The organism is Streptomyces canus (genome assembly GCF_001514145.1).
GTDB classification, from domain to species: domain Bacteria; phylum Actinomycetota; class Actinomycetes; order Streptomycetales; family Streptomycetaceae; genus Streptomyces; species Streptomyces canus.
The window spans coordinates 223058-246478 of the sequence record NZ_KQ948660.1; the positions used below are offsets into that span (position 1 = coordinate 223058).

Genomic DNA, 23421 nt, shown 5'->3' on the forward strand with positions numbered 1-23421 from the left:
CACTGTTTCGTACGACACGAATGTAGCGCATTCCTCAACGAAACGAAACGGTTTCGTTCGTGTTGTGGGTCACGCCGGGGTCGCCGCAGATCACCGCCGACCGATTTTTCATAAGTTGCTCCGGTCCATCCCCAGGAAAAGCATGGGGAGGTGAGCTATCTGCGCCTTCCGCATCTGAGCGGCGACCTGTTGTGCTTCGTGGCCGAGGACGACCTCTGGCTGACCCCTCTCGACGGTCCGGGCCGCGCCTGGCGTCTGACCGTCGACCGCACCAAGGTCGGCCATCCGCGCTTCTCGCCCGACGGCCGCCACATCGCGTACACGAGCTGGCGCAGTCTCGTGCCCGAGATCCACCTGTCGGACGTGGACGGCGGACCGGGCCGGCGGCTCACCTACTGGGGCAGCGCGGACACCCAGGTCTGTGGATGGACGCCTTGCGAAGGAGAGAAAGGGGCCACCATCCTCGCCGTCGCCTCCCACGGCGAACCCTTCTCCTATTTCACCTGGGCGTACAAGGTCCCCACCGACGGCTCCCCGGGCCGCAAGCTCCCCTGGGGCCCGGTCTCCGACATCCAGGTCGCCGACCGCAAGACCCTGCTGCTCACCGGCACCCCACCGCACGAACCGGCCGCCTGGAAGCGCTACCGGGGCGGCGCCACGGGCCGGCTCTGGCTGCACGGCGAACGCCTGCTGCCCGACCTCGGCGGCCACCTCCACTCCCCCATGTTCGTCGGCGACCGGATCGCCTTCCTCTCCGACCACGAGGGCGTCGGCAACCTCTACTCCTGCGACCACGACGGCTCCGACCTGCGCCGCCACACCGACCACGACGCCTTCTACGCCCGGCACGCCTCCAGCGACGGCACCCGGGTGGTGTACCAGTGCGGGGGCGACCTGTGGATCGTCGAGGACCTCTCGTCCGAGGCCCGCAGGCTCGACGTACGGCTGAGCGGTCCGCGCGCGGGACGCCGTACGTACCAGGTGCCCGCCGCTCAGCACGTGGACGGCATCTCGGTCGACGAGACGGGCCGGGCGAGCGCCGTCGTCGTCCGCGGCAGCCTGTACTGGTTGACCCACCGGGACGGCCCGGCCCGCACGATCACGGACACCCCGGGGGTACGGGTCCGGCTCCCGGAGATGCTCGGTTCCGTCGGCCAGGTCGCGTATGTGACGGACGCGGAGGGCGAGGACGCCGTCGAGATCGCGTATCTGCCCCGCGCGACCGGTGAACGCAAGCCGCGACGGCTGGCGTCCGGTGAGCTGGGCCGGGTTCTGGAGCTGGTCTCGGATCCGCAGGGCGAGCGCCTGGCCATCGCCTCGCACGACGGACGCCTGCTCCTGCTCGACGCAACGGAGGACTCCGACGAGGAGGTCACCGAGCTGATCCAGTCGGTCAACGGCCCGGTGCGGGACCTGGCCTTCTCCCCGGACGGCTCCTGGCTGACGTGGTCGCACCCGGGAATCGGCCGTTCCCTGCGCCAGATCAAGCTGGCCCGCATCAAGGATCGCCTGATTCTCGACGTCACCAACGGCCGCTTCGAGGACGAGAACCCGGTCTTCACCCGGGACGGCCGCTACCTGGCCTTCCTCTCCTGGCGGGGCTTCGACCCGGTGTACGACGTCCACACCGGCGACCTGTCCTTCCCGCTCGGCTGCCGGCCCTACCTGGTCCCGCTGTCCTCGGCGACCCCTTCCCCCTTCGCCCTGAACCCGGAGGGCCGCCCGGCCGCCGGAGGCCTGGACGCGGTCGAGGACGAGAGCGGTGAGGGCGGGGCGGTGACGGTCGAACTCGAAGGGCTGGAGAGCCGGGTGACCCCGTTCCCGGTCCCCGCCTCCAAGTACTCGGCGCTGTACCCGGTCGCGGGCGGTGGCCTGGTCTGGCTGCGCTGGCCGATCTCGGGCGCCCTCGGCGAGACCTTCGTGAACCCGGACGACACCTCCGAGCGCCCGACCCTCGAACACTTCGCCATCGGCAAGGCGAAGAAGACCGAACTGGTCGAGCACCTGGACTGGTTCGCGGTCAGCGGCGACGGCTCCCGGCTGGTCGTGGTGGACGAGGGCGACCTGCGCGCGACCCCCGCCACGGAGTCCGGCGACAGCGACACGATCGTCTGGATCGACCTGCGCCGCATCCTCCACGAGGTCGACCCGGCCGCGGAATGGCGCCAGTCGTACGAGGAGGCCGGCCGCCTGATCCGGTCGTACTTCTGGGAGCCGGGGATGTGCGGGATCGACTGGGACGCGGTACTCGACCAGTACCGCCCGCTGGTCGAACGGGTCGCCTCCCCCGACGAGTTCGCCGACCTCCTGCGCGAGGTCCTCGGCGAACTGGGCACCTCCCACGCCTATGTCACCGCCGCCCGCCGCAACGAGGGCCCCCCGCACTACCAGCGCCGCCAGGGCCTGCTGGGGGCGAACCTCGTGCTCAGGGAGGAGGGTTGGACGGTCAAGCGGATCCTCCCCGGAGACTCCTCGGACTCCAAGGCACGCTCCCCGCTGGCCGGCACGGGCATCCGCGAGGGCGCGGTCCTCACCCACGTGGACGGCCGCGCGGTCGACGAGGTCGCGGGTCCCTATCCCCTGCTCGCGGCGGCGGGCGGTACGACGGTGGAGCTGACCTTCGCCCCACCCGTCGGAGGGGCCCGCCGGGTGGCGGTGGTCCCGCTCCTGGACGAACGCCCCCTGCGCTACCAGGACTGGGTGGCCAAACGCCGTGCCGTCGTACGGGAGTTGAGCGGCGGCCGGTGCGGCTATCTGCACATCCCGGACATGGGCGGCTCGGGCTGGGCCCAGTTCAACAGGGACCTGCGGATGGAGGTCTCCCGCCCCGCCCTCATCGTCGACGTGCGCGGCAACGCGGGCGGCCACATCAGCGAGCTGGTCGTGGAGAAACTGACCCGCACGATCCTCGGCTGGGACCTGACGAGGAACGCCCAGCCGGTGTCGTACGCCTCGAACGCCCCGCGCGGCCCGGTGGTCGCCCTGGCCGACGAGGCGACCTCCTCCGACGGCGACATGATCACGGCGGCGTTCAAGTTGCTGAGGCTCGGCCCCGTGGTGGGCCAGCGCACCTGGGGCGGAGTGGTCGGCATGACCGGCCGCCACCAGCTCGGCGACGGAACGGTGATCACCGTACCGATGAACGCGGCGTGGTTCGACGCGTACGGCTGGTCGATCGAGAACCAGGGTGTCCCCCCGGACCTGGAGATCCTCCGCACCCCGCTGGACTGGGCGGAGGGCCGCCACGCCCAACTGGACGACGCGGTAACGCTGGCGCTGAACCTGCTGGAGACGAACCCTCCGGCTACGCCGCCCACCTACCGGGACGTACCGGACAGATCAAGGCCGAAGCTTCCGCCGAGATCTTGAGACACAAAGCAGCGCAGGGTGCCCTCCCAAGAAAGAGAGGGCACCCCACGCGTCAAGCAGTGACTACATGTCGTAGTCGGGGTCGAGCCGCTCCTGCTCCTCGCGCTGGAGCCGCTCGGTCTCCTCGTCCCGCATGCGGTCGCGGTCCGGGCCCTGGCCCTGACGACCCCGCTGGCCCTGCTGCTTGGCCTGCTCGGCCTTCTGCTTGGCCTGCTGCTGCCACTGCTCGGACTTGTCCTGGAACTGGTCCTTCATACCCATGTGGGTTCACTCCCGTGGGGGTGAGGGGAAAGGCCCCTGGCCGGGGCCTCGACCAGATTCACACGCCCGGACAAAGAACGCATTTCGATCAGTCACGGTGCGTAGCGCGGGCCTCCTCGTCCGCCGCCCCACCTGCACCGACGAGTCCCACACGCATACCCTCCAGGCGCTCCCCGAAGCGCCGCATCTCCCGCTGCCCGACCGTCCCGATGAGCCCCGGCAGATACCCGCGCATCCCCTGCATCCCGCGCAGCCACCCCTGTCCGTACACATGGCTCGACCGCCGCTCGATCCCGGCCACGATCCGCTCCACGGCCGGCCCCAGCGGATACGTCTTGTTGGCCGGCCACGGCAGCCGCTGCCTGAGCTCCCGCATGACGTCGTCCTGGTCGGCCCCGCGCACCATGTCGGTGTCGGTCCACGACAGATACCCGACCCCGACCCGCACGCCCTTGTGGCCGACTTCGGCGCGCAGGCTGTGCGCGAACGCCTCCACACCGGACTTGGACGCGCAGTACGCGGTCATCATCGGCGACGGGGTGATCGCCGCGAGGGAGGCGATCTGCAGCAGATACCCCCGGCTCTCCATCAGCACCGGCAGGAACGCCCGTGCGGTGACGGCCGATCCGATGAGGTTGACCTCGATCACCCGCCGCCACGCCTGCGGATCGGAGTCGACGAAGGGCCCGCCGGTGGCGACCCCGGCGTTGGCGACCACGATGTCGACCTTCCCGAACCGCTCCTTGACCTCCCGGGCGACCCCGGCCATCGCCTCGTGATCGGTGACGTCGGCGTACCAGTGGTCGCTGTCGCCGTGCAGCCGGCCGGAGAGCTGCTTGAGCGCGTCCGGCTCCAGGCCGACCAGCGCGACCTTCGCCCCGCGCGCCGACAGCTTGCGGGCGAGCAGCTCGCCCACGCCCCGCGCGGCCCCCGTGACGACCGCGACCTGTCCTTCGAGCCCGACCCTGCTCATGCGCCCTCCTTGACCTGTACGTAGGTGGTGACGAGTTCCCGGATCCGCGCGGTGACCGGCTCGGGCGCCTCGATGGGCGTCATGTGGCCGACGCCGGGCAGTTCGGTCACTCCGAGACAGTGGGGCAGCGCTGCGGCCAACTGGTGTGCGTGCACCGGCGGGGTGAGCCGGTCGGCCGTACCGGCGACGACGGCCGTCGGCACGCTGAGCTGCCGTACACCGTGGTCCAGATCGAGCAGATCGAGGACCTGCGACCAGGCGTGGCGCACCTTGCGCGGACAGGCGTGCACGATCCGCGCGCACGCCTCCACCATGTGCGGGGCCGAACCGGGGCCCATCGTCCCGTACTTGAGGATCCGCCGGGCGAGCGGCGTGACCGGTCCGAGCGGCGCCCGCGCCCCGAGGACGTGCCGGGTCAGCCAGGTGCGCAGCCGTCCGGCCCGGATCGGTACGACGGTCGACTCGGCGACCAGCCGCGACGAACCGGTGCTGCACAGCAGGACGGCGGCCGCGTGCGCACGGAACGCGGGACGCTCGGCGGCGGCCATGACGGTCATCCCGCCCATGGAGTGACCGACGATCACCGCCTTCGCGCCTGCCCCGAGGGCCGTCTCCAGTACGGCTTCGAGGTCGTCGGCGAGCATGTCGGCGCTGCAGGCGGGGCTCGCCGGGCTGCGTCCGTGGCCGCGCTGGTCGTACGCGATGACCCGGTGGTCGACGCGGAGTTCGCGGATCTGGGCGGCCCAGAAGGCGGTGGAACAGGTCCAGCCGTGGGCGAGCACGACGGGGGGCGCGTCGTCGGGACCGTGCACCTCCACGTGCAGGCGCGCGCCGTCGGCGGAGAGGGCGGTGAGTTCGCGCACCGGGACGGGTGGGGCGTACGGCCCGGAGACCACGTGCGTCGGACGGCTCATACGGCGGTCGCCTCCGCGTGCGCCGGAACCCGCAGCACCTCGTACTCGGCGAGGTCAACCCGCCGGGTCGCCCGCCGGAACTCGGTCGTCGTGCCGGGCCAGATCGTGCTGTTGCGGCCGTTCGCGTCCAGGTACCAGCTGGTGCAGCCTCCGGTGTTCCACACCGTGCGCTTCATGCGCTCCTGTACCCGGTGGTTCCAGTCCCGTACCGCGGAGGGCCGGGCGTCGAGGGCCACCCGGCCGCCGAGGACGTCGAGTTGCCGTACGAAGTCGGCCAGGTAGTTCAGCTGGGACTCGATCACGAGAATCATCGAGGAGTTCCCGAGACCGGTGTTGGGCCCGATGATGGTCATCCAGTTGGGGAAGCCGGCGGCTGAGGCGCCCCGCAGCGACTCCATCCCGCCCTTCCATGCCTCGGCGAGCGTCCGCCCGTCCGCGCCGACGACCCGGTCGGCGATCGGCATGTCGGTGACATGGAAGCCCGTGCCGAAGACGATCGCGTCGACCTGCGCCTCGGTGCCGTCGGCGGCGACGAGTGTCGACCCCTCGACCCGGCTGAGTCCGCTCGCGACCACATCCACGTTGGGCTGGGCGAGCGCCGGGTAATACGTGCTGCTCAGCAGGATCCGCTTGCAGCCGATGCGGTAGTCGGGGGTGAGCTTGGCGCGCAGCGCCGGGTCCTTGATGGCACGGGCCATGTTGCGCTTGGCCAACTGCTCCACCGCGCCGAGCTCGCCCGGCCGCTTGGTGAACGCCTGGACCTGCAACTCCCGGATGCCCCACAGCAGTCCGCGACGGGCCTGGGTGGTGAAGGGCAGCTGCCGGTGCAGCCAGCGCTCGGCGCCGCTGATCGCCCGGTCCATGCGGGGCATCACCCAGGGCGGGGTGCGCTGGAAGAGCGTGACCTTCCGGGCCAGCGGCTGGACGGCCGGGACGATCTGGATGGCCGAGGCGCCGGTCCCCACCATGGCGACCCGCTTGCCGCGCAGGTCGTAGTCGTGGTCCCAGCGGGCGGAGTGGAAGACCTTGCCCGGGAAGGAGTCCAGGCCGGGAATGTCGGGGATCTTGGGATCGGAGAGCGGCCCGGTGGCGGAGACGACGAAGTCGGCCGAGAGGGCGCCACTGGCGGTCTCGATGTCCCAGCGCAGCTTCTGGCCGTCCCAGGTCATCCGCTTCACCTCGGAGTTGAGGCGGATGTGCGGGCGGAGCCGGAAGACGTCGGTCACATGCTCCAGGTAGGCGCGGATGTGGTCCTGCCCGGAGAAGGTGCGCGGCCAGTCCGGGTTGGGCGCGAAGGAGAAGGAGTACAGGTGGGAGGGCACATCGCAGGCACACCCCGGATAACTGTTGTCCCGCCAGGTACCGCCCACACTGGCGGCCCGCTCCAGCACGACGAAGTCGGTGACACCCTCGCGCCGCAGCCGTACGGCGGCCCCCAGCCCACCGAATCCGGACCCGACCACCGCCACCCGCACATGCTCGTGTTCGGCCATGCCGATGCCTTCCCTGCCCGACTCTGCCAGTGAACACTGGCGCAATGGGAGGTTAGAGCAGCTCCGTACCGATGGGTAGGGGTCGGGGGGAAGGAAAGTTACTGGGGGTACGACATAGGCTGCGGCCGTGACGGACAAGCGCGAATACCGCATGGAGGAACTGGCCCGCCTGGCCGGCATCACAGTGCGCACCCTGCGCTTCTACCGCGAACGCAAACTGATCCCGCCGCCCCGCCGCGAGGGCCGTATCGCCTGGTACGACGACCACCACCTGGCCCGGCTGCGCACGATCGCCGCGCTCCTGGAACGCGGCCACACCCTCACCGGCATCGCGGAACTCGCCGACGCCCTCGAACACGGCCGGGACGTGGCCGACCTCGTCGGCCTGGACACCCCCACCGAGGAGGAGCCGGTCCGCCTCACCCCCGAGGAACTCGCCGCCCGCTTCGAGGGCGAGGTCACGCCCGAGAACCTCGCCGCCGCGATGGAGCTCGGCTACCTCGGCACCGACGGCGACGAGATCGTCCACATCAGCCGCCGCCTCCTGGACGTCTCCTCGACCCTGGTCCGCGAGGGCATCCCGCTGGCCGAGGTCCTGACCGCCGGCCAACGCGTCCGCGAACACGCCGACGCCCTGGCGGAGATGTTCGCCGAACTGGTCCTGCGGCACGCGGGGGAGGAAGACCTCCACCGCCTGCGCCCGCTGGCGCGGAGCGTGGTGGAGGCGGAGCTGTCGCTGGCGTTGGACCGGCGGTTGCGGAAGCGGAACTAGGCCCAGTCGTCCGGCAAACCCGCCCCGTGATGACCGAAGAGGAGTTCAAGGCCCTCCAGGATGTTCTCAGCGCCCGCTCGAACGGCATCCACCCCAAGCGCCGGGGGACTTCACTGCTGATCGGCGTGGCGCACTGCGCGGGCTGGCCGCATGTACTTCGCCGCGCGGAAGGCCCACAGCTACGGCGACTACGGCTGCCGCGCCGCTGCCCGCGGCACGATCTGTCTCGCCCCCGCCGCGATCCGCGCTGACTGGCTGGCTGGCTGGATGAGTACACCGTCAACCGCTACCGCGATGCGTTCACCGTGGACGGCGAGGTGACGCGGGAGCAACTCCTCAACGACGGAGTTCGCGTCACAGTCGCCAAGGGGCGGTCGGGCGGCGGACGGGAGCGTCTGGCGGGCCCCGACACCTCCCGCTTGACCTTCACGATCGGGTCACGCCCCTGATCTGGCCTATACGCCACGTGTGGGGGTGTGTCAGACACTGGCGCACCCCCACGGCCCGCGTCACCGGTCGAAGACGACCGTCACGGGAGCGTGGTCCGACCATCGCTCATCATGGCTGGCGGCCCGCTCCACGAACCCCTTGACCGCCCTGCCCGCGAGGCCTGGGGTCGCAACCGCGAGATCAATCCTCCAACCCGCATTCGTGTCGAAGGCCCGCCCCCGGTACGACCACCACGAGTACGGCCCCTCTACGTCCGGGTGCAGTGCGCGCACGACGTCGATGTAACCGCCGTCCGTCTCGTCGAACACCCGGCTCAGCCAGGCCCGCTCCTCCGGCAGGAACCCCGAGCTCTTCTGGTTGGCGCGCCAGTTCTTGAGGTCGGCCTGCTGGTGGGCGATGTTCCAGTCGCCGCAGACCACGACCTCGCGGCCGTCGGCGGCAGCGCGCTCGCGCAGGTTCTTCAGGTACACGAGGAACTCGTCCATGAAGCGGACCTTCTCGTCCTGCCGCGCGGTACCGACCTCGCCGGAGGGGAGATAGAGGGAGGCGACGGTGACGCCGGGCAGGTCGGCCTCGACGTAGCGGCCGCTGGTGTCGAACTCCGCCGATCCGAAGCCGATCCGGACGCGGTCCGGCTCCCGGCGGGTGTAAAGGGAGACACCGGCGCGCCCCTTGGCGGCGGCGGGCGCGTGCACGACATGCCAGCCCTCGGGAGCACGGACGCCCTCGGGCAGCTGCTGCGGCTCGGCGCGCACCTCCTGCAGGCAGAGCACATCGGCGGAGGTGTCCGCGAGCCACTCCACGAAGCCCTTCTTCGCGGCGGCGCGCAGTCCATTCACGTTGGCGGAGGTCACAGTGAGCACCCGCGAACGATACCGGCACACTGGAGCGGACTTTGTTGCCGATCTGATCAATTTATGGTGATGAGCATGCACATACGCCAGGTCCCCTTCGACCACCCGGACGCCGTGAAGCTGAACGACCAGGTACAGGCCGAGTACCACGTCCGCTACGGCGACGGCGGCGACGCCACGACCCTGGCACCGGAGGACTTCGAGCCGCCGAACGGCGTCTTCCTGATCGCGTACGACGAGACGGACGCCCCCGTGGCCACCGGCGGCTGGCGTGCCCGGGACACGAACGGCGAGGGCAACCTGGACGGCGACGCCGAGCTCAAGCGCATGTACGTCGTCGACGTGGCGCGCGGCCGGGGCCTCGCCCGCCGCATCCTCGCCGCCCTGGAGGAGGACGCCCGCATGGCCGGCCGCAGCCGCATGGTCCTGGAAACCGGCACCAAGCAGCCGGAGGCCATCGCCCTGTACACGTCGAGCGGTTACGAGCCGTGCGTGAAGTTCGGCTACTACCGCTTCCACGAGGACAGCAGGTGCTTCGCGAAGCCGCTGTGAGAACGGCGGTGCCCGCGGCTCCCGGCCGAGCATCTCTAGGTGGCGAGCAGAGCGGCGAGAAGCAAAGCCGCCATGGCAGCGAGGACCCGAGGCTTCCTCCAACCGGGCCCTGAAGCCTGGCGGTTGAGCTCCCATGCGCTCACGAGACCGCCACCCAGGCCAAGCACGCTTCTCAGCAGGAAGACGGCAGTCTGCACAGGGAGCCTCCCGGAGCGTTCCAAACGGACCGGAAGGCTATCCCTGGCGACGGTTCCGCGAACAGGCAGGGCGCTGAGCTGCATCACCCGTAGGCCGGGTGGATCGTCAGTGCAGGCAGAACTCATTGCCTTCCGGGTCGCGCATGACGTACGTCACAGGTCCACGGTCGCTGTGCGTCTCGATCAGTTGTGCGCCGAGCCCTTCCAGTCGTTCCACCTCGGCTGCCTTCTGGTCGGTATCGACGTGGATGTCGAGGTGCACCCGGTTCTTTGCGGTCTTGCCCTCGGGCACACGCTGAAAGTAGAAGCGGGGCTCTGTACCTGCCGGGTCGCTGCACGCTGCCACGTCCCGGAACGCGGAGCGGCCGTTGGTCACGATCCTGTCGTTTGCGGACATGCGACCGTCGGCAACCAACTGGTCGACCAGCGCCGAGTGGTCCTCCACTGCAGACCCGATCGCCTGCGCCCAGAAGGCGGCCTGAGCGTGCGGGTCGGCGCTGTCGAACGTCACCTGTGTCCTCATAGGAAGCCATCATGCCCAAACCGCAGCGGAGCCTTCATGACTGCTTCGGCCTCGACGAAGACGAGCGTTGACGCCAGGTCACCAGGGAGTAGTCGCTGTGCTTCGCTGCTGTACGGCATGCCAAAGCCCCTACCGGTGATCACCAGTAGGGGCTTTGAGCTGCGTGGACCTGTGGGGATTTGAACCCCAGACCCCCTCGATGCGAACGAGGTGCGCTACCAGACTGCGCCACAGGCCCTTGCAACGAGTGAAACTCTAGCATCCCCGTCCGGGTGCTTGGAAATCCGTTCCCGGCTGGTCAGGGCGCGGTGATCCCGCCCCGTCCGTCACTCGTTGGCCGCGCGCGGCCGGTCGCCTTCCTCGTACTGGTCGAAGAGCGGCGTACGGCCACGCTCGCGTGCACGGCGGGCAGAGGCGGCGCGGCGGGCGTCACTGCGGTCGCCCGCCGCCGGCTTGTCCTCCGCGTCGTCCGGGAGTTCCTCCGACCCCTCGTCCTCCGCGACGGGCGTCGCCTCCTGGCCCGAGTGCTCCGGAGTGGCGGCGCTGCTGGAGCGCGCCGAACTCCACGCGTCCGGCGCCCCGAGGTCCACGTCCGAGGTGGCCCGCGGAGCGACCGGCGCGGTCACGTACGTCGGCAGCGGCACCGGTACCGGGTCCCAGCTGTCCCCGTGCCCGGGCCTGTGCTGCCGCTCGCGCTGCTGGTCGATCCACTCGGCGTGATCGGTCTGCTCGACGAGGGCACGGCGGTCGGCGGCGAGCGCCGAGAGCCCGGTATCGGTCTCCGTCGCCGGCCCCTCTTCCGGTTCGTCGGCTTCCACGCCGGTGCTCACGGACGAGCGCCGGCGCGGCTGACGCGCGCGCTCCCGCAGTCGCTGTGCGGCGGCCTCGGCGCGGCGCCGGTCCATCTGGTAGGCGAAGCGACGGCGTTCCTGGGAGCGCAGGTGCGCGATGTACGCGCTGAGCATCACCGCCGGCACGCCGGGCGCCCACAGGAAGGCGAGTCCTCCGACGGCGGCGACGATCGTGCCGAGTGTGAAGGCCAGGAAGAGCATCACGGTCGTACGCCGTCGGCGCGCGAGTGCCTTCGTGCGCCGGGCGCGCGCCGCGGCCGCTTCCGCGGCGGCTGTGCGCCGGGGTGCGGGGGCATGCGTCTGAGCCTTGGGTTGCGCCGAGGCGGCGGGTGCGGGTGGTGCCTGCTTGCGCGTCGGCGCGCCACCGTGGTCGGGCGCGGGCTCGCGCGGCGCCTCCCGGCGCTCCGAAGCCGGCGGCTGGACCGTCGCCTGGGCCTGTGGACGGGTCGGAGGCATGGCGAAAGCCCGGACGTCCACCGATTCGGTGACGGCATCCGGTTCGTCGGCGCCGTGCTCCCCCTCGTCGGTGGAGCGCGCGCGCAGGTCCTTGGCGTATCGACGCTCCATGCCCGCCCGTCCGGACAGCAACCGGATGGCCGTGCTGAAGCGTTCCGTCGGACGGGCCTCGTTCAGCTCGTCCTGCCTACGGAGCCACATCGGCACCAAGTAGGCGGCCCAGGCCCCGACAATGACTGCGTAGATGAGGCCGCTGCTGCTCACGCCTCACACGGTAGAGGGGTTTGCGTGAGGCCATCTGCCAATTGCGCCGGTGTGTCGCACGATCTGGCTGATATTTCGAGCTTTTTTTGTGACCGATCCGATCAGCAGGCCGCATGAGTCGTGAATTCAATGGCCCGAGACGGTCATGCACCGATCATTTTCGAACACCTATTCCATTTTCCGACCAAGGCTCCGACACCGACTTCCCGGCTATGCGGGATTGTCGTGCGGCGTACTCCTGGAGCGTGCCCGCTGCCAGCGCCGGAGCAAACCGTCGGGCACCTCTTCCGCGGTGAGCGCGAACACGAGATGGTCGCGCCAGGCGCCGTCGATGTGGAGATAACGCGGCCGCAGCCCCTCCTCGCGGAATCCGAGTTTCTCGACGACCCGACGGCTGGGCCCGTTCTCGGGGCGAATGCAGACCTCGATGCGGTGCAGGCCGACCGTGCGGAAACAGTGGTCCACGACAAGCGCCACGGCCGTCGGCATCACCCCGCGACCGGCCACCGACTGGTCCACCCAGTAGCCGACGTGCCCCGAGCACATCGAGCCCCAGGTGATTCCGGCGACCGTCAACTGCCCGACCAACTGCCCCCGGTACTCGATGACGAAGGGCAGCATCCGCCCCGCGTTCGCCTCGGACCTGAGGTGCCGCACCATCTGACGGTAGGTCGGCCGGTGCGCGATCGGCCCGCTCGGGGTGGGCGGCGGAATGGTCGCCTCCCAGGGGCGCAGCCAGTCCCGGTTGCGCCGGTTGACCTCACGCCAGAGCCGCTGGTCACGCATCTTTATCGGCCTCAGGACGACATCGCCGTCCGCCAGTACGACGGGCCAGGATGGGCTGTTCAGCTCGCACCCCCACTGCCGGGGCCGGGTCTCGGGTGGTCGCCGCCGCGGATCTGGTCGACGGCGTGCATCAACAGGGGCTCCAGAACGGCCAGTCCGTCCTTCACCCCGCCACTGGAACCCGGCAGGTTGACGATCAGTGTGCGTCCCGCCACCCCGGCCAGGCCCCGGGAGAGCGCGGCGGTCGGCACCTTCTCCCCTCCGAACGCCCGGATGGCCTCCGCGATGCCCGGCACCTCGTACGCGATCACCGCGCGGGTCGCCTCGGGGGTGCGGTCGGTGGGCGAGATGCCGGTGCCGCCGGTGGTGACGACGACGTCGTATCCGGCATCGACGGCGGCCTGCAGAGCTGCCTCCACGGGGCGTCCGTCGGCCACGACCTGCGGGCCCTCGACGGCGAAACCGAAGCGCTTCAGACCGTCGGCGATCAGCGGGCCGCCCTTGTCCTCGTAGACTCCGGCGGCGGCCCGGTTGGAGGCGGTGACCACCAGTGCGCGATACGTCATGCCCGGCTCCAGTCGCCCGACTTGCCGCCCGTCTTCTCCTCCACCCGCACGTCCGTGATGACCGCTCCCTTGTCGACCGCCTTGACCATGTCGATCACGGTGAGCGCGGCGACGGACACCGCGGTGAGGGCTTCCATCTCGACGCCCGTGCGGTCCGTCGTCTTCACGGTGGCCCGGATCTCCACGGCGTCGTCCGCGACCGACAGATCCAGTGTCACACCGGACACCGACAACGGGTGGCACAGCGGGATCAGGTCCGGCGTGCGTTTGGCGCCCATGATGCCCGCGATCCGCGCGGTGGCCAGCGCGTCGCCCTTGGGGACGCCCTCGCCGCGCAGCAGCTCGATCACTCGGGGGGAAACGAGAACACGTCCACTGGCACGCGCGGTGCGTGCGGTGACGTCCTTGCCGGAGACATCGACCATGCGGGCGGCTCCCGCTTCGTCGATGTGCGTCAGTCGGTCCTGCGTACTCATGGTTGTGCGGCGCTCCCGGTCCGGCCTGTTGTGCGCGACACGGTACCGCCAACCAGGGGTGCTCAGCCGAGCTGGACCACTTCGACCTCGGTCCCGGGCTCGACGGACTCCACGTCCTCCGGGACGACGATCAGTGCGTTGGCCTGCGCGAGGGCGGCCACCAGATGGGATCCGGCGCCGCCGACCGGGGCGACCGAGCCATCGGCACAGGCACCGCGCAGGAACTGCCGGCGTCCCTTGGGCGAGGTCAGCGCCTTGTCCGTGGTCAGGGTCGCCCTGGTCCGCGGCCGGTGGACGTCGTCGAGGCCCATGAGGGTGCGGATCGCGGGGCGGACGAAGAGTTCGAAGGAGACGTACGACGACACCGGGTTGCCCGGCAGGGCCAGCAGCGGGGTGTGGTCGGGGCCGATGGTCCCGAAGCCCTGGGGCTTGCCGGGCTGCATGGCGAGCTTGCGGAAGTCGACACCGCTGCCGGGCTCGTCCTCGTCGCCCACGGAGGACAGCGCCTCCTTGACGACGTCGTACGCCCCGACGCTCACGCCGCCCGTGGTGACCACGAGGTCGGCGCGGACGAGTTGGTCCTCGATGGTGGAGCGCAGGGTCTCGGCGTCGTCGGCGACGGCGCCCACGCGGTAGGCGATGGCGCCGGCGTCCCGGGCGGCCGCGGTGAGGGCGAAGCTGTTGGAGTCGTAGATCTGGCCGGTGCCGAGGCTCTCGTCGGGCTGGACGAGTTCGCTGCCGGTGGACATGACGACCACGCGTGGGCGCGGGCGCACGCGGACGGTGCCGCGGCCGATCGCGGCGAGCAGGGCGATCTGCGGGGGGCCGAGGACGGTGCCGGCGTCCAGGGCGCGGTCGCCGGCCCGGACGTCGCTGCCCTCGGCGCGCACGTGCGCGCGTGCCTGGGCGGGCCGGTGCACGTGCACCTGCCCCTCGGCGCCCTCGGGGGCGAGACTGCGGGCGCGCATCCCGGTCACCGGGCCCTCGCCGAGGCCTCCGTCGGTCCACTCGACGGGGACGACGGTCTCGGCGCCGGGCGGCAGCGGGGCGCCGGTCATGATGCGGGCGGCCTGCCCGGGGCCGACCTGCAGCGGCTCCGCCTGGCCCGCCGCGACGTCCCCGACGACGTCCAGGACGGCCGGGAACTCCTCGCTCGCGCCCGCCACGTCCGCGACCCGCACCGCGTACCCGTCCATGGAGCTGTTGTCGAACGGCGGCAGGGACACCGGGACCGTGACGTCCTCGACCAGGACGCAGCCCTGGGCGTCGAGCAGCTGCAGCTCGATGGGTTCGAGGGGACGGACGGTCGCGAGGATGTCCTCCAGGTGTTCGTCCACCGACCAGAGGTGGTCCTGGTCGGTGGGGCGGGTCGCGGCGGTGCTCAACTCGCTACATCTCCTCGGCTACGAAACTGCGAAGCCAGGTCCGGAAGTCCGGGCCCAGGTCTTCACGTTCGCACGCGAGTCTGACAATGGCACGCAGATAGTCGCCGCGGTCCCCGGTGTCGTAGCGGCGCCCCTTGAAGACGACGCCGTGCACCGGACCGCCGAGCTTCTCGTCCTGTGCGAGCTGCTGGAGGGCGTCGGTGAGCTGGATCTCGTTGCCCCGGCCCGGCTCGGTCTTGCGGAGTATGTCGAAGATGTGCGGGTCGAGGACGTACCGGCCGATGACCGCGTAGTTGGACGGGGCGTCGGACGCCTCGGGCTTCTCGACGAGACCGCCCACCCTGACGACGTCGCTGTCCTCGGTCTCCTCGACGACGGCACAGCCGTAGAGGTGGATCTGCTCGGGCGCGACCTCCATCAGCGCGATGACGCTGCCGCCGTACTGCTCCTGCACCTCGATCATCCGCTTGAGCAGCGGGTCGCGGGCGTCGATCAGGTCGTCGCCGAGGAGGACGGCGAAGGGCTCGTGCCCCACGTGGGGGGCCGCGCACAGGACGGCGTGGCCGAGGCCGCGGGGGTCGCCCTGGCGCACGTAGTGCATGGTGGCGAGGTCGCTGGACTCCTGGACCTTGGCGAGCCGGCTGGCGTCGCCCTTCTTCTGAAGGGCGGACTCGAGCTCGTAGTTGCGGTCGAAGTGGTCCTCCAGGGGGCGCTTGTTGCGTCCCGTGATCATGAGGACGTCATCGAGGCCCGCCGAGACGGCCTCCTCGACCACGTACTGGATCGCCGGCTTGTCGACCACCGGCAGCATCTCCTTGGGAGTGGCCTTGGTGGCCGGCAGGAAGCGGGTGCCGAGCCCTGCTGCCGGAATGACAGCCTTGCTGATCCGAGGGTGCGACTGAGTCATGTTCGCCACCCTATCCGGTGCCTTTGCCTGGAATCTGGGGCTCCGGTTAATAAGCTCTTATATGAGCGTATTAGAAGGGTATGGGTGCAGACTTTGAGTCACATCGGACGTCCCACCAAGCCTGACAAGCGAACGTTGCGGCAAGAATACCTGGCAGTGAGGAGCAGATTGACGGCCGATGACGTGCGAGAAGCCGCGGCCGCGCTGGCCGACCGGGCCCTCGAGCTGCCCGAACTGGCGCGTGCGCGCACGGTGGCGGCGTACGTCTCGGTGGGGACCGAACCCGGCACGCTCACGCTTCTTGACGCGCTGCGTGAGCGGGGCGTGCGGGTTCTGCTCCCGGCGCTTCTTCCGGACAACGATCTGGACTGGGGCGCCTACACCGGCGAGGGCTCTGTCGCGCGCGTCCAGCACGGCGGGAAAATGGCCCTCTTCGAGCCCTCCGGCGAGCGGCTGGGCCCGGACGCCGTGACCGGCGCCGACGTCGTGCTGCTGCCCGGCCTGGCGGTGGACGGGCGCGGCATGCGCCTGGGGCGCGGCGGGGGGTCGTACGACCGGGTGCTCGCGCGCCTGGAGCGCGCGGGCGCACGACCGGCGCTGGTGGTGCTCCTGTACGACTCCGAGGTCGTCGCCCATGTCCCGGAGGAGGCGCACGACCGGCTGGTGCACGCGGTGGTGACGCCGTCGGGCGTGCGCCGCTTCCGTAGCGGCGCCTGAACATCCAGGCGTACGAAGGGGCCCGCCACACGCGTGTGCGGCGGGCCCCTTGTTCGCTCTATCGCCGGAGGCTCACGGCTTCAGCACCAGTGTGTCGGTCGTGCTCTTGTCGACGGCGTCGTCCGAGAACGACCAGTCCAGCAGCTCGCCCTTGACCCACTTGCCGGTCTGGTCGGTGTAGTGCGCGCTGTAGGCGTGCCCGGAGGCGCCGGTGAGGTTGATCCACTTCGACTTGTCGAGGTCGCCGAGGTTGACCACCATGCGCATCGACGGCACCCAGACGACGCCGTAGCCGCCCGCGGCGTTCCAGCCGGTCGCGTTGACCGTCGCCTCGCCGCCGCTGAGCTTCCAGGGGCCGCGGTTGAGCATGTACTTCACTATGTCGGGACCGTCGGTGCCCAGGGTCTGGTTCTTCAGGAACAGACGGTGCAGCCGACCCCAGCTCCAGGTGTCGATGTCCTTGCCGAGCTTGGCGGTCAGCTCCCAGCGGGCGTCGATCATGGCGCGCTTGAACAGCTCGTCCCTGTTGTTGGCCTCGGGACGGTCACCGGCGCCCTTCGGGGTCTTCCACCAGTCGCTGTTCTCGTCGTCCATGAGGTTGCGCACGACCTCGAACCAGCGGTCGCCGCCGTCGGGCTGCGCCTGGTCGGCATCACGCTGGCCGCACTCGCGGACCTTGTCCGCCTCGTCCGCGGGCCCGGTGGTGGTGATGGGGTCGACCCACAGGCACTGGCCCTTGACCCGCAGCTCCTTGGGCAGCTTGTTGCCGAAGGCGAGCTTGAGGATGTTGCGCCAGACGGCGTTGAAGTAGGCGGCCGCCGCCGAGTCGGCGTCCTGGGTGTAGTCCCAGCCCTCCAGCAGCTCCTGCGCCTGACGTACGTCCTTGTCCTCGACGTCGATCTTCAGCAGCTTGGGCACGAGCAGCTTGGCGATCTCGCTGCTGTTGTCGAGCTGCATCTGGCGCATGTCGTCGGTGGAGACCTTGCCGCCGCCCTTGATCTTCTGCTCGATCAGGTCGGTGATGCGCTGGCTGCGGGTGCCGTAGCCCCAGTCCGTGGTGAGCGTGTAGGGGTACTTGTCCTTGTCGATCACGGCCTGGTTGGCGGTGACGATGTAACCGCGTGACGGGTTGTACTCGTAGGGCAGCTCGTCCTGCTCGATGTACTTGCCGGTCCAGGCGTACTTGGGGTCCCAGCCCGGGGCCGGAATCGCGCCGGTGTCGCCCTTCGCGCGGATCGGGATGCGGCCGGGCAGCGTGTAGCCGATGTTCTCGGAGTCGGCGTAGACGAGGTTCTGCGAGGGCACGTCGAACAGGGCCGCCGCCGCGCGGAACTCGCTCCAGTTCGACGCCTTGTCCATCGCGAACACGGCGTCCATGGAGGTGCCGGGGTCGAGCGCGGTCCAGCGCAGGGCGACGCCGTAGCCGTCGCCTCGGTCGGGGGCCGCGTTGTCGACGGTGGCCTTCTTGCCGACCTTCACGAGTTCGTCGTAGCGGTCGGAGAGCAGGGGGCCGTTGTTCGTCTCACGGACGACGATCTTCTTGGACTCGCCGCCGGCGACCTTGATGGTCTCCTCGCGCGTGGTGAAGGGCTTGGTCCTGCCGTCGTAGAGGTAGCCGTCGCCGGAGAGCTTCTCCAGGTAGAGGTCGGTGACGTCGACGCCGGAGTTCGTCATGCCCCAGGCGATCTTCGCGTTGTGGCCGATGACCACGCCGGGCATGCCCGCGAAGGTGTAGCCGGAGACGTCGTACTGGCACGTGCTGGAGACGGTCCGGCAGTGCAGGCCCATCTGGTACCAGACGGACGGCAGGGAGGCCGACAGGTGCGGGTCGTTGGCCAGCAGCGGCTTGCCGGTGATGGTGTGCTCCCCCGCCACGACCCAGGAGTTGGAGCCGATGCCCTGGCCGTTGACGCCGACGGCCGTGGGGACGTCGTCCAAGACGTTGTAGAGGCCCGAGAGCTGGCTCTGGAGCGCCGAGGCGGTCGAGGAGGAGGTCGACGACGCGGTGGAGGCCGACGTGCCCGTGGTGCCGCTCGTGGACGTTCCGGAGCCGCTCGAGGCGGTGCCGGTGCCGGTCGTCCCGCTGTTCTCCGTGCTGCCGTTCTGCTCGAACGTCTGGGTCAGCTCGTTGTACTGGCCCTCCTGGACGATCGTCTGGTTCCGGCTGTACGGGTACTCGGGGTACAGGTCGGCGATCTGCTTCGGGCCGAGGCGGCTCGTCAGCAGGGCGCGGTCTATCTCGTCCTGCATGTTGCCGCGCAGGTCCCAGGCCATGGCCTTCAGCCACGCGACCGAGTCGACCGGGGTCCACTTCTCGGGCTTGTAGTCGTTCCTGAAGCCGAGCGCCGCGTACTCCAGGGAGATGTCCTCGCCGCTCTTGCCCTGGAGGTAGGCGTTGACTCCCTTGGCGTAGGCCTGGAGGTACTTCTTGGTGGAGGCCGACAGCTTGGTGTCGTACTCCTTCTTCGCGACCCGGTCCCAGCCCAGTGTGCGCAGGAACTCGTCGTCGTCGACCTGGCCCTTGCCGAACATCTCCGACAGGCGCCCGGAGGTCATGTGGCGGCGCACGTCCATCTCGTAGAAGCGGTCCTGCGCCTGGACGTAGCCCTGCGCCATGAACAGGTCCGCGTCCGAGGAGGCGTAGATCTGCGGGATGCCGTAGTTGTCGCGCTTGACGTCCACGGGACCCGACAGGCCTTCGAGCTCGATCGAGCCCTTGGTCTGCGGGAAGGAGGCGCGGACGGTGCTCACCGACCAGTACCCGCCGTAGGCGACGCCGCCGATGACGGCCAGGACGAGGACGAGAACGATCAGACGGGCTCTGCGCCCCTTCTTCCTGCCGGACTTGCCGGGCTGCTGACCCGATGAGGCGGTGGTGGTGGGGGGCATCGCTGTCCTTGCTGTCCTAACGCGAGCGGCAGGGCGGGCTGTGCTTTCGACGGGGAGCCTGCGTCACATCCCCGGCCGCACCAGACGCCGCGCGCCCGGCCGGGGATGTGACGCAGGCTCTGCGCGCTGGAGCAACCATAGGCGCAGGGCCCAGGCGGACTTGACGCGGAGTGGGCAACCAGCGCGGACGAGCGTTCGATCTCGCCACGCGAAGCGTCAAGAAATCGTCAAGAGTTAGGTAAGGTAACGAAGTACTTGGATGCGGAGTCCCACCACTTCGTGTCCTATGTACGTGAGCTCACGCGCGCGTGATGCGGGTGAGCCAGGGAAGGGAACGGCCGCTGACTGTCCACCACCTCAACCAGCTCCTCCTCGTCTGCTCGCTCGTCCTGCTCGTCGCTGTGGCTGCGGTCCGGATCTCCTCGCGCAGCGGGCTCCCCAGCCTGCTCGTGTACCTGGGGATCGGGATCGCCATGGGCCAGGACGGCATCGGCGACATCAAGTTCGACAACGCCGAGCTGACCCAGGTCATCGGGTACGCGGCCCTGGTCGTGATCCTGGCCGAGGGTGGCCTCGGCACGAAGTGGAAGGAGATCAAGCCGGCCCTGCCGGCCGCCACCGCGCTGGCGCTGGGCGGGGTCGCGGTGAGCGTGGGGGTCACGGCGACGGCCGCGCACTACCTGATCGGCCTCGAGTGGCGTCAGGCGCTCATCATCGGGGCGGTCGTCTCCTCGACGGACGCGGCGGCGGTCTTCTCGGTGCTGCGCAAGATCCCGCTCCCCACGCGCGTGACGGGGACGCTGGAGGCCGAGTCCGGCTTCAACGACGCCCCGGTGGTCATCCTGGTGGTCGCCTTCTCCCAGGCGGGCCCAGTCGAGCACTGGTACACGCTGATCGGCGAGATAACCCTGGAGCTGGCCATCGGCGCGGCCATCGGCATCGCGGTGGGCTGGCTGGGCTCCTGGGGCCTCAGGCATGTCGCCCTGCCCGCCTCCGGTCTCTATCCGATCGCGGTCATGGCGATCGCCGTCACCGCGTACGCGGCGGGCGCGCTGGCACACGGCAGCGGCTTCCTCGCCGTCTATCTCGCCTCCATGGCGATGGGCAACGCCAAGCTGCCGCACTGGCCCGCCACCCGCGGCTTCGCCGACGGGCTCGGCTGGATCGCCCAGATCGGCATGTTCGTCCTGCTGGGCCTGCTGGTCACCCCGCACGAGCTGGGCGACGACGTGCTGCCCGGGCTCGTCATCGGGCTGGTGCTGACCATGGTGGCGCGGCCCCTGAGCGTCGTGCTGTGCCTGACGCCGTTCCGGGTGCCCTGGCAGGAGCAGACACTCATGTCCTGGGCCGGACTGCGCGGCGCCGTGCCCATCATCCTGGCGACGATCCCCATGGTGAGCGGTATCGAGGGCAGCCGTCGCATCTTCAACATCGTCTTCGTCCTGGTCGTCGTCTACACCCTCGTGCAGGGTCCGACGCTGCCCTGGCTGGCACGCAAGCTGCGTCTGGGCGGGGACGCCGAGGCCGCCGACCTCGGCATCGAGTCGGCGCCCCTGGAGCGGCTGCGCGGGCACCTGCTGTCCGTCGCCATCCCCGAGGGGTCCCGGATGCACGGCGTCGAGGTCAACGAACTGCGGCTGCCGGCCGGCGCCGCGGTCACCCTCGTCGTCCGCGAGGGAAAATCGTTCGTTCCGCTGCCCACCACGGTGCTGCGGCGCGGGGACGAACTGCTCGTCGTCGCCACCGACCCGGTCCGCGACGCCGCGGAACGGCGGCTGCGCGCGGTGGGCCACGGCGGCAAGCTGGCCGACTGGCTGGGTACGGACGGCGCCGACGGCTCACGTTAAAAGCGTGTTACGCGCCCCCTGTACGATGTGCTCGCACCCCTGATCGAACCAACTCTGCCTGACGCAGAGCTGGCGCGACCGTATGGCGGCCGAGACGTCCCTGAGCAGTCGGATTCGGCATCTACCGCAGTCCGCGCAAGAGGACAGCTCTCGGCGCCGCCCCTTATGAAGGGGAGCCGCGCTACCAGGCGGCAGAAAGGCACGGGCCGTGGCATCCACGGTCACCTCCTCCCGCCCCGGATACGGGCAGCTGCTGCGTACCCGCGGCGCCTGGACGTTCCTGCTCCCCGGCTTCGCGGCGCGCCAGCCGTTCGCGATGCTCACGCTTTCCCTCGTGCTGCTCGTGCAGCACACCACCGGCTCGTACGGCGCGGCGGGCGCCGTCGCGGCCGTCACCGGTGTCGCCATGGCGCTGTTCGCGCCCTACAGCGGCCGTCTCGCGGACCGCTGGGGCCAGCGCGCCGTGCTGATCCCCGGCGTGCTGGTGCACACCCTTTCGGGCCTGTCCCTGACGGCCCTCGCCCTCGCGCACGCGCCTCTGTGGGCGTTGTTCGCGGCGGCCGTGCCCACGGGTGCCTCGGTGCCGCAGATCGGGCCCATGGTGCGCGCCCGCTGGGGCGTGAAGCTGCAGGGCTCGCCCCTGATGACCACGGCGGCGGCCTTCGAGTCCGTCACGGACGAGCTGACCTTCGTCTTCGGCCCGCTGCTCGCCACCGCGCTGTGCACCGCCGTGCACCCGGCCGCGGGCCTGCTGACGGAGGCGTCCCTGACGCTGCTCGGCGGCCTGCTGTTCGCCGCGCAGAAGAGCACCCAGCCGTCGGTCACGGCCGTCGACGGGCACGCACGCGTGGAGCACGCCTCGGCGCTGCGGGTCCCTGGGGTGCGGGTCCTGATCGTGACGTTCCTGGGCATCGGTTCCGTCTTCGGCGGCATGCAGGTCTCGCTGGCCGCGTTCAGCGAGTCGATCGGCGAACCCGGCCTGAACGGTGTCCTGTACGGCGTCTTCGCCGCGGGCAACATGCTCTCCGGCCTGGTCTGCGGCGCCATCGCCTGGAAGGTGGCCCCCCAGCGGCGCTTGATCGTCGGATACGGCGCCCTCGCGCTGACGGCCTCCGGCCTGTGGGCCGCGCACTCGGTGCTCGTCCTGGCGGGCCTCGGCCTCCTGGTCGGCATGTGCATCGCGCCCGCCCTGATCACCGGCTACACCCTGGTCGAGAGTCTGGTCCCGGCCGGCGCCCGCACCGAGGCCTTCACCTGGCTGACCGGCGCGGTGGCGCTCGGCCAGGCGGCCGCCGTCACGATCGCCGGACAGCTGGAGGACCGCTTCTGGGGCGGCGCCGGGTTCCTGGTGCCGATGGGGGGAACTCTGCTCGCCCTGGCGACTCTGCTGGCGCTGCGTTCACACCTCGTGGCGCGGCCCCGCGGCCGGACCGTCGCACGTGGCATCGGTCACCGAGTGCCGGTGGCAGTGGACTGATCCCCGGGAATACGTCACTATGGACCATCGTTAGCACTCATTGAGTGAGAGTGCCAGGAGGAAGACAGTGCCCACCTATCAGTACCAGTGCACCGAGTGCGGCGAGGGCCTCGAGGCGGTGCAGAAGTTCACCGACGACGCTCTGACCGAGTGCCCCAACTGCCAGGGTCGCCTCAAGAAGGTGTTCTCCGCGGTCGGCATCGTCTTCAAGGGCTCCGGCTTCTACCGCAACGACAGCCGCGGCTCCTCGTCGAGCAGCTCCCCGGCGTCGTCGTCCTCGAAGCCGTCGACGTCCACCTCGTCGTCGTCCGAGTCGTCCTCGTCTTCTTCCTCGTCCTCCTCGGACTCGAAGTCGTCGAGCTCGGGCACCTCGTCCAGCAGCAGCTCCGCCGCATAGGTCTCACTTCCGGGGCCCTGCCGTCGTACGACGGCGGGGTCTTCG

21 protein-coding genes and 1 tRNA gene are annotated in these 23421 nt (G+C 70.2%); 8 read left to right on the forward strand and 14 right to left on the reverse strand.

Going from position 1 to position 23421, the window contains the following annotated elements:
- Positions 1–150: 150 nt before the first annotated feature.
- A complete protein-coding gene (locus AQJ46_RS17790) occupies positions 151–3369 on the forward strand; it encodes a S41 family peptidase (protein ID WP_059206526.1) in 3219 nt (1072 codons plus the stop codon).
- 63 nt (positions 3370–3432) lie between these two features.
- Here the strand turns inward: AQJ46_RS17790 and AQJ46_RS17795 are convergent, their stop codons facing one another.
- From AQJ46_RS17795 to AQJ46_RS17810, 4 genes are all read right to left on the reverse strand, one after another.
- On the reverse strand, positions 3433–3630 hold the full coding sequence (locus tag AQJ46_RS17795) for a hypothetical protein (RefSeq protein WP_059206527.1): 198 nt from the start codon (positions 3628–3630) through the stop codon (positions 3433–3435).
- 88 nt (positions 3631–3718) lie between these two features.
- Positions 3719–4603, reverse strand: coding sequence for an SDR family oxidoreductase (locus AQJ46_RS17800; protein WP_059206528.1), 885 nt, complete (start codon positions 4601–4603; stop codon positions 3719–3721).
- Positions 4600–5517 (reverse strand): alpha/beta fold hydrolase, encoded by a 918-nt coding sequence (locus tag AQJ46_RS17805; RefSeq protein ID WP_059206529.1) that lies wholly within the window; start codon positions 5515–5517, stop codon positions 4600–4602. The genes AQJ46_RS17800 and AQJ46_RS17805 overlap by 4 nt, the downstream gene beginning before the upstream one ends.
- The gene (locus tag AQJ46_RS17810) at positions 5514–7010 is read right to left on the reverse strand and encodes a flavin-containing monooxygenase (protein WP_059206530.1); all 1497 of its coding nucleotides are present in this window, start codon (positions 7008–7010) and stop codon (positions 5514–5516) included. Before AQJ46_RS17810 ends, AQJ46_RS17805 begins: the two co-directional genes overlap by 4 nt.
- A 151-nt stretch (positions 7011–7161) precedes the next feature.
- Between AQJ46_RS17810 and AQJ46_RS17815 the strand changes: the two genes are divergently transcribed.
- Entirely contained in the window at positions 7162–7782 is a 621-nt protein-coding gene (locus tag AQJ46_RS17815; protein ID WP_059206849.1) for a MerR family transcriptional regulator, read from the forward strand.
- A 29-nt stretch (positions 7783–7811) separates the two neighbouring features.
- On the forward strand, positions 7812–8033 hold the full coding sequence (locus tag AQJ46_RS56545) for a hypothetical protein (RefSeq protein WP_208616944.1): 222 nt from the start codon (positions 7812–7814) through the stop codon (positions 8031–8033).
- 258 nt (positions 8034–8291) lie between these two features.
- On the opposite strand, the gene AQJ46_RS17820 is transcribed toward AQJ46_RS56545, so the two are convergent.
- A complete protein-coding gene (locus tag AQJ46_RS17820) occupies positions 8292–9095 on the reverse strand; it encodes an exodeoxyribonuclease III (RefSeq protein ID WP_059206531.1) in 804 nt (267 codons plus the stop codon).
- 66 nt (positions 9096–9161) lie between these two features.
- On the opposite strand from AQJ46_RS17820, the gene AQJ46_RS17825 reads away from it, so the two are divergent.
- Positions 9162–9638 carry a GNAT family N-acetyltransferase gene (locus AQJ46_RS17825; protein WP_059206850.1) on the forward strand — a complete coding sequence of 159 codons (477 nt, stop codon included), beginning with the start codon at positions 9162–9164 and terminating at the stop codon, positions 9636–9638.
- Positions 9639–9941: 303 nt separating this feature from the next.
- Here the strand turns inward: AQJ46_RS17825 and AQJ46_RS17830 are convergent, their stop codons facing one another.
- The 8 genes from AQJ46_RS17830 to galU form a co-directional block, all read right to left on the reverse strand.
- On the reverse strand, positions 9942–10346 hold the full coding sequence (locus tag AQJ46_RS17830; RefSeq protein WP_059206532.1) for a VOC family protein: 405 nt from the start codon (positions 10344–10346) through the stop codon (positions 9942–9944).
- A gap of 176 nt (positions 10347–10522) precedes the next feature.
- A tRNA-Ala gene (locus tag AQJ46_RS17835) sits at positions 10523–10596 on the reverse strand.
- Between the two features lie 88 nt (positions 10597–10684).
- Complete coding sequence (gene sepX / locus AQJ46_RS17840; RefSeq protein ID WP_059206533.1) at positions 10685–11929, reverse strand: divisome protein SepX/GlpR; 1245 nt, start codon at positions 11927–11929, stop codon at positions 10685–10687.
- Between the two features lie 210 nt (positions 11930–12139).
- Positions 12140–12778, reverse strand: coding sequence for a GNAT family N-acetyltransferase (locus AQJ46_RS17845; RefSeq protein WP_079072327.1), 639 nt, complete (start codon positions 12776–12778; stop codon positions 12140–12142).
- Positions 12775–13281, reverse strand: coding sequence for a MogA/MoaB family molybdenum cofactor biosynthesis protein (locus tag AQJ46_RS17850; RefSeq protein ID WP_059206534.1), 507 nt, complete (start codon positions 13279–13281; stop codon positions 12775–12777). Before AQJ46_RS17850 ends, AQJ46_RS17845 begins: the two co-directional genes overlap by 4 nt.
- A complete protein-coding gene (gene moaC, locus AQJ46_RS17855) occupies positions 13278–13757 on the reverse strand; it encodes a cyclic pyranopterin monophosphate synthase MoaC (protein ID WP_057610455.1) in 480 nt (159 codons plus the stop codon). The genes AQJ46_RS17850 and moaC overlap by 4 nt, the downstream gene beginning before the upstream one ends.
- A gap of 62 nt (positions 13758–13819) precedes the next feature.
- On the reverse strand, positions 13820–15142 hold the full coding sequence (gene glp / locus AQJ46_RS17860) for a molybdotransferase-like divisome protein Glp (protein ID WP_059206535.1): 1323 nt from the start codon (positions 15140–15142) through the stop codon (positions 13820–13822).
- A 4-nt stretch (positions 15143–15146) separates the two neighbouring features.
- The gene (galU, locus tag AQJ46_RS17865; protein ID WP_057610493.1) at positions 15147–16049 is read right to left on the reverse strand and encodes a UTP--glucose-1-phosphate uridylyltransferase GalU; all 903 of its coding nucleotides are present in this window, start codon (positions 16047–16049) and stop codon (positions 15147–15149) included.
- Positions 16050–16217: 168 nt separating this feature from the next.
- On the opposite strand from galU, the gene AQJ46_RS17870 reads away from it, so the two are divergent.
- A complete protein-coding gene (locus tag AQJ46_RS17870) occupies positions 16218–16766 on the forward strand; it encodes a 5-formyltetrahydrofolate cyclo-ligase (protein ID WP_057610457.1) in 549 nt (182 codons plus the stop codon).
- 72 nt (positions 16767–16838) lie between these two features.
- On the opposite strand, the gene AQJ46_RS17875 is transcribed toward AQJ46_RS17870, so the two are convergent.
- Positions 16839–19655, reverse strand: a complete 2817-nt coding sequence (locus tag AQJ46_RS17875; RefSeq protein ID WP_059206536.1) for a penicillin acylase family protein — start codon at positions 19653–19655, stop codon at positions 16839–16841.
- Between the two features lie 311 nt (positions 19656–19966).
- Here AQJ46_RS17875 and AQJ46_RS17880 point away from each other — a divergent pair, with 311 nt between their 5' ends.
- From AQJ46_RS17880 to AQJ46_RS52260, 3 genes are all read left to right on the forward strand, one after another.
- A complete protein-coding gene (locus tag AQJ46_RS17880) occupies positions 19967–21502 on the forward strand; it encodes a potassium/proton antiporter (RefSeq protein WP_059206537.1) in 1536 nt (511 codons plus the stop codon).
- Positions 21503–21710: 208 nt separating this feature from the next.
- Positions 21711–22979, forward strand: coding sequence for an MFS transporter (locus tag AQJ46_RS17885; RefSeq protein ID WP_059206538.1), 1269 nt, complete (start codon positions 21711–21713; stop codon positions 22977–22979).
- A 67-nt stretch (positions 22980–23046) separates the two neighbouring features.
- Positions 23047–23376, forward strand: coding sequence for an FmdB family zinc ribbon protein (locus tag AQJ46_RS52260; protein ID WP_079072329.1), 330 nt, complete (start codon positions 23047–23049; stop codon positions 23374–23376).
- The last annotated feature ends 45 nt before the right edge of the window (positions 23377–23421 follow it).